At 60.0% G+C, this 13,620-nt stretch carries 13 protein-coding genes; 8 read left to right on the plus strand and 5 right to left on the minus strand.

Annotated elements, in window-relative coordinates:
• The first annotated feature begins 50 nt into the window (after positions 1 to 50).
• From C8029_RS14550 to C8029_RS14580, 8 genes are all read left to right on the plus strand, one after another.
• Positions 51 to 1,208: an MFS transporter gene (locus C8029_RS14550; RefSeq protein WP_152003152.1), complete on the plus strand. Its 1,158-nt coding sequence runs from the start codon at positions 51 to 53 to the stop codon at positions 1,206 to 1,208.
• A 30-nt stretch (positions 1,209 to 1,238) separates the two neighbouring features.
• A complete protein-coding gene (locus tag C8029_RS22790) occupies positions 1,239 to 1,868 on the plus strand; it encodes an aldo/keto reductase (protein ID WP_286189927.1) in 630 nt (209 codons plus the stop codon).
• A complete protein-coding gene (locus C8029_RS22795) occupies positions 1,805 to 2,287 on the plus strand; it encodes an aldo/keto reductase (RefSeq protein ID WP_286189928.1) in 483 nt (160 codons plus the stop codon). Before C8029_RS22790 ends, C8029_RS22795 begins: the two co-directional genes overlap by 64 nt.
• An 87-nt stretch (positions 2,288 to 2,374) precedes the next feature.
• Positions 2,375 to 2,794, plus strand: coding sequence for a VOC family protein (locus C8029_RS14560; RefSeq protein ID WP_152003153.1), 420 nt, complete (start codon positions 2,375 to 2,377; stop codon positions 2,792 to 2,794).
• A 172-nt stretch (positions 2,795 to 2,966) separates the two neighbouring features.
• Positions 2,967 to 4,640: an FAD-binding oxidoreductase gene (locus tag C8029_RS14565; protein WP_152003154.1), complete on the plus strand. Its 1,674-nt coding sequence runs from the start codon at positions 2,967 to 2,969 to the stop codon at positions 4,638 to 4,640.
• A gap of 97 nt (positions 4,641 to 4,737) precedes the next feature.
• Positions 4,738 to 5,949: a non-hydrolyzing UDP-N-acetylglucosamine 2-epimerase gene (wecB, locus tag C8029_RS14570; RefSeq protein ID WP_152003155.1), complete on the plus strand. Its 1,212-nt coding sequence runs from the start codon at positions 4,738 to 4,740 to the stop codon at positions 5,947 to 5,949.
• 57 nt (positions 5,950 to 6,006) lie between these two features.
• Entirely contained in the window at positions 6,007 to 6,825 is an 819-nt protein-coding gene (locus C8029_RS14575) for a hypothetical protein (RefSeq protein ID WP_152003156.1), read from the plus strand.
• A gap of 14 nt (positions 6,826 to 6,839) precedes the next feature.
• Positions 6,840 to 8,159, plus strand: coding sequence for an FG-GAP repeat domain-containing protein (locus C8029_RS14580; protein WP_226946347.1), 1,320 nt, complete (start codon positions 6,840 to 6,842; stop codon positions 8,157 to 8,159).
• Between the two features lie 135 nt (positions 8,160 to 8,294).
• On the opposite strand, the gene C8029_RS14585 is transcribed toward C8029_RS14580, so the two are convergent.
• The 5 genes from C8029_RS14585 to C8029_RS14605 form a co-directional block, all read right to left on the minus strand.
• Positions 8,295 to 9,116 (minus strand): sugar phosphate isomerase/epimerase family protein, encoded by an 822-nt coding sequence (locus C8029_RS14585; RefSeq protein WP_152003157.1) that lies wholly within the window; start codon positions 9,114 to 9,116, stop codon positions 8,295 to 8,297.
• Positions 9,117 to 9,121: 5 nt separating this feature from the next.
• Positions 9,122 to 9,733: an NIPSNAP family protein gene (locus tag C8029_RS14590; RefSeq protein WP_152003158.1), complete on the minus strand. Its 612-nt coding sequence runs from the start codon at positions 9,731 to 9,733 to the stop codon at positions 9,122 to 9,124.
• A 1-nt stretch (position 9,734) separates the two neighbouring features.
• A complete protein-coding gene (locus tag C8029_RS14595; protein WP_009573733.1) occupies positions 9,735 to 11,483 on the minus strand; it encodes an FAD-dependent oxidoreductase in 1,749 nt (582 codons plus the stop codon).
• 67 nt (positions 11,484 to 11,550) lie between these two features.
• Positions 11,551 to 12,378 carry an IclR family transcriptional regulator gene (locus C8029_RS14600; protein WP_009573734.1) on the minus strand — a complete coding sequence of 276 codons (828 nt, stop codon included), beginning with the start codon at positions 12,376 to 12,378 and terminating at the stop codon, positions 11,551 to 11,553.
• Positions 12,379 to 12,381: 3 nt separating this feature from the next.
• Entirely contained in the window at positions 12,382 to 13,464 is a 1,083-nt protein-coding gene (locus tag C8029_RS14605) for a Gfo/Idh/MocA family protein (protein WP_152003159.1), read from the minus strand.
• Positions 13,465 to 13,620: the final 156 nt, after the last annotated feature.

The following is a 13,620-nucleotide window of genomic DNA, read 5'->3' on the forward strand; positions in this document are numbered from 1 at the left end:
TCGGCGGCCATGACAGGGTGAGTGACATCTTCGTTCCATGGAGGACCAAAATGCCACCTGCTCTCATCGCTCTCGCCCTTGGCGCCTTCGGCATCGGCGTTACTGAATTTGTCATTATGGGGTTGCTCGTCGAGGTTGCGGACAGTCTCTCGATCACCATCGCCACCGCCGGCACGTTGATTTCTGGCTATGCGCTTGGGGTTGTGTTCGGCGCGCCAATTCTGACGATCCTGACCGCGCGTTGGCCGCATCGTCAGGTTCTTTTGCTTTTGATGGGGATTTTCATCCTCGGCAATCTCGCCTGTGCTTTGGCGCCAACCTATCAAACGCTTTTGGCGGCGCGGATTGTCACCGCTTTGACCCACGGCACATTCTTTGGCGTCGGCTCGGTGGTCGCGCAAAGCCTTGTGTCGCGAGAGCGCCAAGCCTCCGCCATTTCCATTGTCTTCACCGGGCTCACGTTGGCCAATGTTTTGGGCGTGCCGTTTGGCACATGGCTTGGGCAACACACCGATTGGCGCATGACCTTTTATGCGGTCGCCGCCATTGGCGTTGTCGCCGCTGTGGTCATGGCGGCGCTGTTGCCGCGCAGCCATGCGCCAACAGAAATCAGCGATTGGCGCGAAGATTTGACCGTCCTGCGCCGGGGCGGCGTGTTGCGCGGATTGTCGATGACCGTACTGGGCTACGCGGGCGTGTTTACGGTCTTCACCTATATCGCCCCGCTTTTGACCCGGACGGCGGGCCTGCCTGAGACGGCCGTGTCGCCAATCCTTTTGGGCTTTGGCTGTGGTTTGGTGTTTGGCAATGTTCTTGGTGGACGCTTTGCCGACCGGGCGCTTGGGCCAACCGTTTTGGGCAGTTTGGGCGTTTTGGCGCTGGTGCTGTTTGGCTTTGGATTTGCGGCGCAGGGGCAGGTGAGTGCCATTGTGTTGACCATTGCACTTGGGGCTGCTGGCTTTGCCACCGTCGCTCCGTTGCAAGCCTGGGTTATGGCGCAGGCCACCGGCGCGGGCCAAGCCCTTGTGGCCTCCTTCAACATCGCCGCCTTCAATCTGGGCAACGCGCTTGGCGCATGGGTCGGGGGGTCTCTTTTGGCGGCTGGGTTTTCTTATGAGGACCTGCCGTTTGCTGCGGTTGTGTTCCCCTTGGCCGCGCTTTTGCTCGGGACCATCTCGCTGAGGCGCGATGCCCGCGTTCCTGCCTAACATCTATCTTATCTTCAAAGGACTATCATCATGGACTATCGTCAATTGGGCCAATCCGGTCTGCGCGTCCCCGTTCTGAGTTTCGGCGCGGGCACTTTTGGCGGCACCGGCCCGCTCTTTTCCAACTGGGGACAAACCGAGGTGGATGAGGCGCGCGCGTTGATCGACCTGTGCCTCGACGCGGGGGTGACCCTGTTTGACACGGCGGATGTGTATTCCGCCGGGCGGTCGGAAAGCATTCTGGGCGCGGCTCTTGAGGGACGGCGTGACGCGGTTTTGATCTCGACCAAGACAGGCTTGCCGATGGGCGACGGGCCGGACGAATGGGGCGTGTCGCGTGGGCGTCTTGTGCGATCGGTGGAGGCGGCATTGACGAGATTGCGCACCGACCGCATCGATATTTTGCAACTCCACGCCTATGATAGCCACACCCCGCCGGAGGAGATTTTGAACACCATCGACATGTTGATGCGGTCCGGCAAAGTGATCCATTGGGGGGTTTCAAACTATCCGGGATGGGCGCTTATGCAGCTTTTGGAGCGGGCCGATCAGATGAACGTGCCGCGCCTGTGGTGCATCAGGTCTATTACTCTTTGGTGGGTCGGGATTACGAATGGGACCTCATGCCGCTTGGCGCGCATGAGGGGGTGGGGGCGATGATTTGGAGCCCGCTTGGATGGGGTCGTTTGACCGGAAAATTGCACCGTGGAGGTACGGTGCCCGCCGTCAGCCGATTGCACGAAACCGCCTCCATGGGCCCGCCGGTCGATGACGCATTGCTCTATGATGTGTTGGATGTGCTCTTTGAGATCGCGGCGGAAACTGGGCGCAGTGTGCCACAGGTGGCGATCAATTGGCTCACCCAGCAACCCACGGTTTCGAATGTGATCATCGGCGCGCGCAACCGGGCGCAGCTTGTGGACAATCTTGGCGCCGTGGGCTGGTCACTCGATGCCGAACAATCTGCCCGTTTGACCCGTGTTTCGGAACGCGATGCGGCCTATCCGGCGGCGCAGTATCGTCGCCAAGAAGGCTTTGCCCGCCTGTCTGCGCCGCTTGTGACGGCTGAGGCCGGGTAGAGCCAGAGCAACACCTCAGAGAAAGCTGGGGGCGGAGGTCGCCCCCTCGATTTTGACAGCACCGCGAGAGGCGGCAAGGATATTTCAATGATTGAACTAGACCATGTGACACTGCGGACCGCGCATTTGGCGGCAACACGCCAATTTTTTATGGACCTTTTCGATTTGGAGGAAGGGGAGCGGCCCCTTGAGATCCAACAAATTCCGGGGCATTGGCTGTATTCCGGCGATGCGCCTGTGGTGCATCTCATTGGCAGCTATGGCCGTGGCACCCCCATTGATGGCGAGATCATTGATCACATTGCCTTTCGCAGACGGGGCTATCACGATTTCATCGCGCGGCTCAAAGCGCGCCGTTTGCCTTATTCTTGTATGTCACTGAAAGGCTTGGCCGAGCATCGCGTGTTCTTGCGTGCCCCGGGCGGGCAATTGATCGAAACGGTGTTTCGCGGCGAAGACGCGCGTCGGGCCTTTGATGACCTTGGGTTAGAGCCAACCTACGGATGACCTGCGGCCCCGTCCAAGGGGGCTTCGCAGGTGCAGCAATCACGTTTTGGAAAGGATGTCTCAACACGGGGACGACTACTCGAGGTTCGGGAATCGACGTTTCATGAGGGCAGGGCGGTACCGCAAAGCCCGACAGGAATTTTACGTCATCCCAATCTCGAAGGAGTGTCTCATGACCACAGTGTCCCGTCGCAGCTTTATTGGCTCCGCTTTCGCCGCAGGTGCGGCCGCATCCGGGGTGACCATCCGACCCGCTCATGCCGAGACGCCGATCGTCGCCCCCGCGCCAATTGGAGTGCAAACCGGACAGCGGATCACGGCAGAGGACGCGCGCTTTCAGGCGCTGCGCACGGGCAACAACCAGCGGTTTTTGTCGACACCAGACTATGTGCGCATGATCCACACACCACAAGATGCCTTGCTGGCCACCCAAGAAGCGCTTGATCTGGGCAAAAAATTTACCGTCCGCTCTGGCGGGCATTGTTTTGCTGATTTCGTCTGCAATCCCGAAACCGAAGTGATCCTTGATATGGCGCCGATGCGGGCGGTTGGGTTTGATGAGACGGTTGGTGCGTTTTATGCCGAGCCGGGTGGGATGCTGATTGATGTCTATGAACGCCTCTACAAAGGCTGGGGGGTGACCCTACCGGCGGGCATTTGTTATTCGGTGGGCGTGGGCGGGCATATTGTTGGCGGCGGCTACGGGCTTTTGTCGCGCAAATATGGGCTGACCGTGGATCACCTCTCTATGGTGGAGGTGGTTGTCGTGGACGAACACCGGCAAGCACATCTGGTGCGCGCCAGCTCGGACCCGGAGGATCCGAACCATGATCTGTGGTGGGCGCATACCGGTGGTGGGGGCGGCAATTTCGGCGTTGTCACGCGCTACTGGTTCCGCACGCCCGGTGCCGAAGGCAGCGACCCCGGCGCGCAATTGATCCGCCCCCCGGCCGAAGTTCTGGTCAGCGCGGTTGCGTTTGACTGGGATCAGTTGACGGAGACGAATTTCACCCGGCTGATCGAAAACTTCAGCCATTGGCACGCGAGCAACAGTGCCCCCGACAGCCCATACACCTCCCTGAGCAGCCTTTTTAACGTCAGCCATCGCGCCACGGGTGCCATGGGGATGTTCACCCAAGTCGATGGCGACGATCCCAATGCCGCCACCCTTCTTGCGGAGTATATGTCGGCGCTGCTTGAGGGCACCAACATCGTTCCGCGCCCGATGCTCACCCCGATCGGTGAACTTCCCGCGATGCCGGATTACCTCGAAGGGGCGCGTCTGCCTTGGCTGCAGGCGACCAAACTTGTGGGCTCGAACAATCCGACCATCACCAATCCCACATCGCGCGGCGGTCACAAATCGGCCTATATGAAACAGGGCTTTGATCGCCGCCAAATTGCCGCGCTTTACAAACACATGAGCCGCGAAGACTTCACCAACCCCGACACGATGTTGGTGCTGTTTTCCTTTGGCGGTGCGGTGAATGCCCAAGCCCCGGATGCCACCGCCAACGCGCAGCGCTCCTCGATCTACAAAATGTGTTTCCAGACCTTTTGGAGCGATCCAAAAGACGACGCGTTTTACCTTGGCTGGTTGCGCGACATTTATGAGGATGTTTTTGCCGCGACGGGCGGCGTCCCTGTGCCCAACGACCAGATGGACGGGTGCTATATCAACTATCCCGATCGCGATATGGCCGATCCTGCGCGCAACCGCTCCGGCGTGCCCTGGTCCACGCTGTATTACAAAGATAATTACCCGCGGCTGCAAAGCGTCAAGGACCGCTACGACCCCGGCAATGTCTTTTCCCATAGCCTCAGCATCCGCAACTCATCGACCTGACGGCAACGATTTCCGGACTGTTCAACTCTGCTCACACGTTGCCCCAGCCAACGGTGTCTCTCACCGTGCCTTCCTCCCCCCTCTGAAAGGACCTCCCATGAAAGATTCTGTGAAAAACGTCGCCTTCATTTTTGGAACCCGTCCCGAAGCCATCAAAGTCGCCCCGGTGATCCGGGCGATGCAGGACCGGTCGGACATGCGCCCTATCGTGATTTCCACCGGACAGCATCGCGATATGTTGCAATCGGCCATGACAGAATTCGACCTCAAGGCCGATGCCGATCTCGACATTATGAAGCCGGGGCAGGGGCTTGATCAAATCACCGCCCGGATCATCACCGGGCTGGGTGCACCGCTCAGGGACTTTGGCATCGACGCGGTTGTCGTCCATGGCGACACCGCCTCGACCTTTGCCGGAGCGCTGGGTGCCTTTTACAACCGTGTGCCGCTGATCCACCTCGAAGCGGGGTTGCGCAGCGGGCATATTTCATCGCCTTTCCCCGAAGAAGCGAACCGCAAACTGGTCTGCCAAATCTCTGACCTGCACCTGGCCCCCACCGTGGTGAGTGCCGACAATCTGTTGCATGACGGGGTGGACCCTGATCGCATCCGGGTGACGGGCAACACCGTTGTCGACGCCGTTCGCTGGGCCGCTGCGCAGCCAGTGCCGCAGCATCAAGATGACCCGCTGGCCTTTCTTGAGGGCGCTGACACCCGACCGATCATCATTGCCACCGTCCATCGCCGAGAAAGCTGGGGCGCACCGATGCGCGAGATCGCCCAGGCGCTTGTCGATATTGCCCGCACCCATGACGTGCGCATCGTGATGCCGCTGCATCTCAACCCGGTGGTTCGGGAGGCGATCCTTCCGATTGTGTCGGGCGAAGACAATATCTACCCGATCGAACCGCTGCCCTATCGCCAGTTTTGCCGCCTGATGATCAAGGCGCATCTGATCGTTTCGGACAGCTCTGGCGCGGAAGAAGAAGGCCCCTCGCTTGGCAAACCCACGCTTGTTTTGCGCGATGTGACCGAACGGCCTGAGGCGATTACAGCGGGGGCCGCCGTTCTGATCGGGCGGACCCGTCAGGCGGTGCGAACCAAGGTGAGTGCGCTTTTGACTGACCAAATTCTCTATGACGGCATGACCCGCGCCAGCGGCGTCTACGGCGATGGTCAAGCCACTGCGCGGGTTTTGGACGCGCTTTCGGATCTGTTCACCGGGGTCATTTCAAATGCCATTCCGGGGGTTGATTTCGGGGCGATGCCGGGGAGGCCGCAGCTCGCGCAGACCCAGCCTGCCGCCTGATCTGACAGGGCGTCGAAGTCGGGGAACCGGCTTCGACGGTTCGCGAAAGGAAATGAAATGACCACACTCACACCACCGCAAAGGGACTTCAGCCCTACAGACCAACACGATGGTGACATCCGTGCGCTGAGTTTCAGCACGCCCAATCTGCCGGTGCAGGTGTTTCAAAATGGGGGGCAGATCGAGATTGGCAGTCGCGCCATCGTGGTGAACCCCGGTCTGGCCCCTGTGCCGTTCTATCCGTCGGGCCTACGGGACCATATTGCGCCGCTTGGGGCGGCGTTTTTGCGCGAGGTCTCGCTGCGCAGCGACACGGCACTTGTCACTTTGGCGCTGGATCGGCTGTCTGCCCCGGCTGATCTTTGTTCCGCGCCCGGATGGCGTAGGCTGGATACAGTGCCGGGCATGGCGTCTGTGCCGGGGGCTGCGGGTCTGGCCCTGTTTCGGTCGCCTCGTGATCGGGTGACCACGATTCAGGCCACCCCGGATCGCCTTGCCCCAACCCTGCCGCCGGGTCCACCGCACTGCTGGGGCGTGTTTATGAACCTCTGGTTTGCGCCCGCGGGCACGGCCTGTCTGATCCATAACAGCCACCCGTTCCTTGAATACCATGTTCAAATCTCGGGGGATGGCGCGATGCAAAAATTTCGTCGCAATGACCCAAGCACCCTGTACGAAAATCAATATCTCGCCCCCGGCGCAGCGCATGGCATTTATGCGGTTCAGCCCGCTGGGGACGGCAGCTTTCTTTACCCTTGGCACCAGTATGTCGCACGCACCGATTGCCTCTGGCTTGCGGTCGAACTTGTGCCCGAAGGCCCCGCGCCAAGACCGCACACCCCGGACACACACATTGGGCAGTGTTGCCACCACTGAAGGAGACGACAGAGATGAATATTCAGAAAACCCCCACCCGCCAGACCCCCGCCCGTCAGACCCTCGATGCCGGATCGCAGACCGGGACATCCCCGCTTTTGATTCCGGTGTTTGAACCTGAATTGGTGGCGGATCATCTGCGCGATGGCTATTGGCTTGAAGCCCCGGATCTCAATCAGGATGGCAAGCCAGATCTGTTTGGATACGGGCTGCGGCTTGGCGAGATCTATTGGTATCAGAATGGCGACTGGACCCGTCGTTTGATCACCGACGGTGTCAAAATGCCGGTAGGGGGCGACTATGCCGATATTTCCGGCAATGGCTATCCCGACCCGATCATCTGTTATGATCTTTACGGCGATATAGGCACCATCGTGGATGCAAAAGAGACCGGGGGCAAAATCGACTGGATCGAGAATCCGGGACCGGGGGTGGAAGAGGCCAAGCGATGGACACGCCATTATATTGGTCGCGCCACCGGGATGCATCGTTTGCGCGCCGGGTATTTCACCCAGACCGAGCGGCTTGAGATCATTGGGTTTCCGATTGTGACCAAGGGCAATGTGCATGGGGTGCTGCCGCTGGTGATGTTCACGCAACCCGACGACCCTCTGACGGCGGAGGAATGGCCGATGACCACCATCGATGACATGAGCTACCGCATGTTGCACGGGGCAGAGAAAAAGCGCGGCCTCATCCCCGGTTCGGATCGTGACTCTGTCTTGGTCGCCTCGGACGAAGGGGTGACGTGGATTTACTATGATGCGGACACAGCCACTTGGCAGCATGTGCGGATCGGCACAGGCGAGACTTCGCAGTTCGAGGAAACCGGGTTTAAGGGCAGTGGCGATCTTGATGCGGGGCGCATTGATGGCGTTCCGATGAGCTATGTCGCCGCGATCGAGCCGTTTCACGGCAACACGGTCGCCATCTATACCCGTGACCCCGAAAGCGATCCGGCCACCGCCGGTTGGACCCGGCAGGTTCTGGATGTCTACGGCGACCCCAATGAAAATGGCGAAGGCCCCGGCCATCAAATCCTCTGCGCGGATTTCGATGGGGATGGCGATGAAGAATTCCTTGTGGGGCTGCGGGGACCGTGGCCGTGGCAGGGGGTCATGTATTACAAAATGGTCGATAAAAAAGCCGGTGTCTTCGCCAAATGGCGGGTCTCAGATGATTCCGTCGCGCGGATCGCCATGGCTGATTTTAATGGGGATGGGCGACCGGATTTCGCCACCATCGCCTATTCCGTCGACAATTATTATCGCGCCAAACAGGCGCGGTTGATGGTATTTCGCAACCGCATTGGTGATGAAGAACCGCTTCGGTGACGTCCCCTCTGGAACGAAACATCATCGATGCATCTGACTAAAAATGATCTTTGCACCGGGCGGGGCGCTGTCCGGTGCAAAGCTGTGTGATCCGATGTTGCTGTACAGCCTCACAACGCAGCGATGATCCGACCCTTACGGGTCAGAACGGGCTTTGGCGACAAGCGCCTTAGATCGTGCGAGCGCTTCTGCGGCGCGGCTTTGGGCATCCACGGTTTTGGCCTTGTCGATTTGGGCCACCTCGACACTCAAAACAATGTCACGCGGCAAGGCGCGCACCATGGCGATCAGATCAATCCCGCCGTCGCCGGGCAAAAGCCGTGCGCCTCGGGCAATCTCGATCATCCCGGCATCGGACGGATCATATGGCTTAGGACCATCACAAAGCTGGGCGTAGTGAATGAGCGCGGGGGGCAGGTTTTGAATCTGCGCGACCGTCCCGCCCGCCCGGTCCCAATGCAGCGCGTCGATCAGAACGCCGCCGTTGGCGCACCCCGCCGTTTCCACGATACGTTGCGCCTCGGGCAGGGTTTTGACCCCGGTCCAGGGCATGAACTCCAGATCCCCGGTCAGGTCATATTCGGCTGCGAGATCGCAAAAGGCGGCAAAGGTTTCGGTGAGCCGATCATGATTGGTATCATCGCCCGCAACAAGCACGTTGCGCGCGCCAAGCCTTTGACCGATGGCTAGAAAATCACGGAAATCCTCGACATCCGTGTCTGGTTTAAGCCGGGCGATTTCAATATCGGCAATGCCGATCCCAGTCTCATCAAGGGCCGCTTTCACCAAAGCTTCAACTGCCGGATCAGACAAGATCGGATAGGGGGCCTCGGTTGGGGCGGCGGGCAAAAACCGCAGCCCCACAAGGTCATACCCCGTGGCCGCCGCAATGCGCACCGCCTCATGAGGCGGGACCTCATGTGTGGTCAAAAAGGCGAGAGAGAATTTATGGGGCATGGCACTCACTTCAGCGGGGAAAACGGCAAGGGAAGGGCGACGGCGCTGGTCATCTGTGGGGTGAGCCAGTCAGGGCCGCCTTTGGCCGGCCATTTGCCGTCCGCGACCGATTGGCTGCGCGCCTTGATGCGGGCCTCAAGCGAGCTGTAGGGCCAGATTTGCGTGACACGCGGCGCACCATCAAGGCCCCACATCGCCATGGTCAGCGGCGAATATTCCGAACGGGCCGGCATAGCGTCGCGCCATTTGTCTTGGGTGACGGACACGCCGTTCAGTTTGGCCTTATAGGTGCGAAATTCGTAGATCGGCCCATAGGTGCCGGGGGTGATCGGGGCCATGAAATCAAAGGGTTTGTAGCTGTCAAACCGCAGGTCGACCAAATGCTCCATACAGCCCATCGGATTGTCGGACATCACAGCGCGTTCGCGTTCGTCCATCATCTCGTCCAGCGTCTCGAAACCGCGCAAAACATAGACCTCGTTGAGGGTGCCGATGTCGGTGCCAAATGCCCCGAGCAGCGTGCCTTTGCCCGCTGCAAGCCAATTTTGCAGCCCGTCCGAGGCCTTTCCTGCGCCAAAGATTACGGTCTTGAGCGTTGCGATTTCGTAATAGGCCATGTCATGCATCCTTTGTGTGGTGTGAAAGAGAAGGGGTCAGGCCTTTGATTGGTTGACCTGAAACTCGGCGGCCGACGATGTAGCCAAACGTCATGCCCGGCCCGAGGGTGATGCCGCCAGACGGGTAATGCCCGCCCATGATCGAGGCGGCGTCATTGCCGATGGCATAGAGCCCGGGCGTCGGCGCTCCGTTTTGCCCAAGCACCTGCCCGTCGGCGGTGGTTTTGATCCCGGCAAATGTACCAAGGCTGCCGGGCACGAGTTTGACCGCATAAAACGGCCCGCGCTCCAATGGCCCCAAGGTCGGGTTTGGACCTTTGTGTTTGGCCCAGCCTTGGACGCGGTTGTACAGTGACGCGCCGCGGTGAAACACCGGGTCGTGACCTTCGCGCGCGCCGTCATTGAACCGCGCGATGGTCTGTGCAAGCGCCTCGGGGGGCAAGCCGCACTGCGCCGCCAAATCTGTGATCCGTCGCCCGCGTTTGAGGTAGCCGGAGCGCAGATAGCGGGTGAGCGGGAAGGGAAAGGGCTTGGCCCAGCCGATGCCAAATTGCCTCTGCGCCCGGTGATCACAGATCAGCCAAGCCTCCGGCGCGCAGCCCTTTGGCGTCACCGCAAACAGGGCTTTCATGAACTCATGATAGCTGTCGGCCTCGTTGACGAACCTCTGCCCACGCATATCCACCGCGATGAATCCGGGTTTGGCGCGATCAATGAGATGAGGGAAATTTTTGAACCCACCCTCACCATCCGGGACGCGGGACACGGGCGCCCATGCGGCGGGTTCAGCGAGGCTCATGTCAAGCGCCGCACCAACCGTTTCAGCCAAACGCAAGCCGTCGCCGGTGTTTGATTTGGGCGCAGCAGAGGCATGCGCGATGGTGTCGGTGTGGGCAAAACTGTGTGTTTGTCGCAGGGCATCATGCGGGTAGCCGCCCGTCGCAAGCACCACACCTTTGCGGGCGGTGATGCGGATTGGCGTCCCTTGTCGGATCACGGATGCACCCACGATCCGACCCTTATCATGGCGCAGGCGGGTCACCGGACTGTCATGCCAAAGCTGAACCCCGCTGTCCGCCGCCCCTTTCAAAAGCTGCGCCACAAGGGCATTGCCGCCCACAAGCTGCATCGAACGCCGATAGCGCGCCAGATCATAGAGATGTTTGGCCAGCCGTTTGGTGACATGCCACAGCGCGCTTGGGGAGCGGGTCGCATTGAAAAAATGTGCCATATCCGCACCGCTGCCAATGCCCATGCCCCAGAGCGACACGACATCGAGTGGCGGCCGCAGCCGCGCCATCAAAGGGCCAAGTTGACGCCCATCATAGGCCGCGGCGGTCACGGATCGCCCGCCTTCGGCGGCACCGTCATGGGCGTAAAAGTCAGGCACATGATTGCCATCAACCCAGGTCATGACGCCGATCTCTTCGAGAAAGCGCAGCATGTCGGGACCGTTTTGTAAGAACGTCTCTATGCGCGGGTCATTGGCGCGATTGCCCAACAGGGCGCGCAGATAGCGGCGGGGTTTGGCGTCGGGCTCAGTGATCCCGGCGCGGATCGCCTGTGGGTTCTGTGGAATCCAAAGCCAGCCGCCGGACCATGCGGAGGTACCGCCGAAAACGCCGGTTTTCTCGGCCACAATGACCTCAAGCCCTGCCTTCGCAGCCGTGATCGCGGCACACAATCCCGCTGCGCCTGATCCAACGATCAGAACGTCGCAGGCGGTGACGCCCGCCGTTTCGCTGTCCATTGTCCTGCTTTCGTTTCACAGCGCGAAAGTCGTTCGCGCATTCGGGTCAGATGACAGGACCTTGCGGTCAGCCAGCCTGACGGGTTTCGGTTTCTGCGGGCAGGGCCCGGTTGCGGTTGAAAAAGAAAGACGCCTCTGCCGCCCCGCCAATTTCATCGGCGGCTTCGCGCAGAAGCGGGTGGAATTGGTCCATCAATTCGGGTGTCACACGCACACCCGGACCGGCGATGGACAGACAGCCGATCACAGCATGGTCTTCGCTGCGAAAAATGGGAACAGCCATCGCCGCCATCCCGGCATGATAGCTGTCGGACATGGTGGCATAGCCGCGTTTGCGGGTGTCAGCCAGAGAGGCCAGCACCTCTGGAATCGAGGTAGGCGCGCCCGGCCCCATGGCAAAATCCGCCCGCAGCCCTTGCGCACCAATTTTCTCAAGCGCTTGCTCATCCGTCAGTGTTGACAGCCAGGCATGTCCACCCGCCGAGCCGGCCAAATGCACCTTGATCCCCTGTTCACGACCGGGGTCATAGCGCAGGCCCGCAACCGCGCCCTGCGCCACGCCGACCCAGACAAGATCCTCGCCATCAATCACGGACAGGCGAACGAGTTCGCGCGAGTCCGCCGCCAAGCGATCGAGGATGGGCTGCGCAATGTCGGGCACGCCGGTGCGGGCCAAAAACGCCAACCCGATGCCTGCGAGTTTGATGGTGAGAGCGTAATCGCCTTGGTTCCTGAGTTGTCGCACATAGCCGTATTGCGACAGTTCTTTGAGCAATCGATGCGCTGCCGAGGCGGGCATATCCAGCTCGCTCGCGATCGCGCTCACTTGAACGCCTTCGGGATGTTTCCCAAGAAGTTCAAGGATCGAAAGGGTTCTCTCCATCACACCGGACATCGCTTACTCCATCATCGCTTTTGGCTTTGGCGACGTGTTTATCCTGTGTGTGCCAAGCGGAACAGGGCGTCTTTGTGTGATGGACCCACGGATCGCCTCGATCACCGCTATGTTGCGTGCGCCATCGGACAAGGTGATGCGAGGGGTTTCATTGCCTTTGATCACGGCAGCAAAATGGCGGATTTGTTCGATATAGCTGTCGGTCGCGACCCGATCGAGCAGCCGATTGACCTGAGGCACAGTCCAATCGCGGGGACCCTCATGGGTCCAGAACGACAGATCCGGCAGGCTCATCCCGGCCTGTGTCCCGGCAAACATATGCGAGACGGCGGGCATCGCCGGAAACCGCGCCGGATTTTCGCCCGCGGTCGTGTCCCAGCACCACGGCCCGACGCCCGCATCGGTCAGCGCAATGGTGATCAACCCGCCGGTTTCAAGGCGCAGGATCACTGCGGCGGTGTCTTCGACGTCAAAGCCGCGTTGACTGTTTGAGGTGAGGGCCGTGACCTCTGTGATTTCGCCAAACAAATGCCGCACGAGGTCGATTTCATGGATCAAATTGATCAGGATCGGCCCACCTGCGCCCGGTTCGCGCCGCCAGGCAACGTCGAAATAGCGGGCATCCTTGTAGAGCGTGGCGGAGATTGTGCCGCTGACCAATGTGCCGAAACGGCCCTCGGTGATGGCCGTTTTAGCGGCTTGAACGATCGGGTTGTGGCGACGGTGGTGACCGACAAGCCCCGGCACCCCTGTGCGATCTGACAGGGCCACCAAAGCCGCGCAGCTATTGGCCGTGTCGCCCAAGGGTTTTTCGACCAGCACAGGAAGGTCCGCACGGATCAATGTCATCGCCTGCGGCACATGAAGCGCATTTGGCGTGGCAATAATCACTCCGTCTGGGTGCAGCCCAATCAGGGCTGCAAGTGTTTCCAGATGGGGGCACTCCAAGTCTTTGGCGAGGGATTTGCCCGACTCAAACGGATCGACAATGGCAACGAGATCGGTGCCGGGACAGGTGCGGATCGCATCGGCATGGGTGCGCCCAATGATGCCGCCCCCAACAATGGCCAATCGTGTCTGTGTCATGTGGGTCCTCCCTCAGACAGGTGTTTCGGAGCACCTGTGCTTTCCACAACTATATCAACCAAAGCTGAAAATAAAACAAGATTTAAAAGTTGAAAGAGTTTCTATTTTAAGACATGCTGATGAAAGAATTAGGGCGTTTGGTATAAAAGTCTTGTT

The sequence above is a fragment of the Roseobacter sp. TSBP12 genome, assembly GCF_009129705.1.
In the GTDB taxonomy this organism is placed as follows: domain Bacteria; phylum Pseudomonadota; class Alphaproteobacteria; order Rhodobacterales; family Rhodobacteraceae; genus Celeribacter; species Celeribacter baekdonensis_A.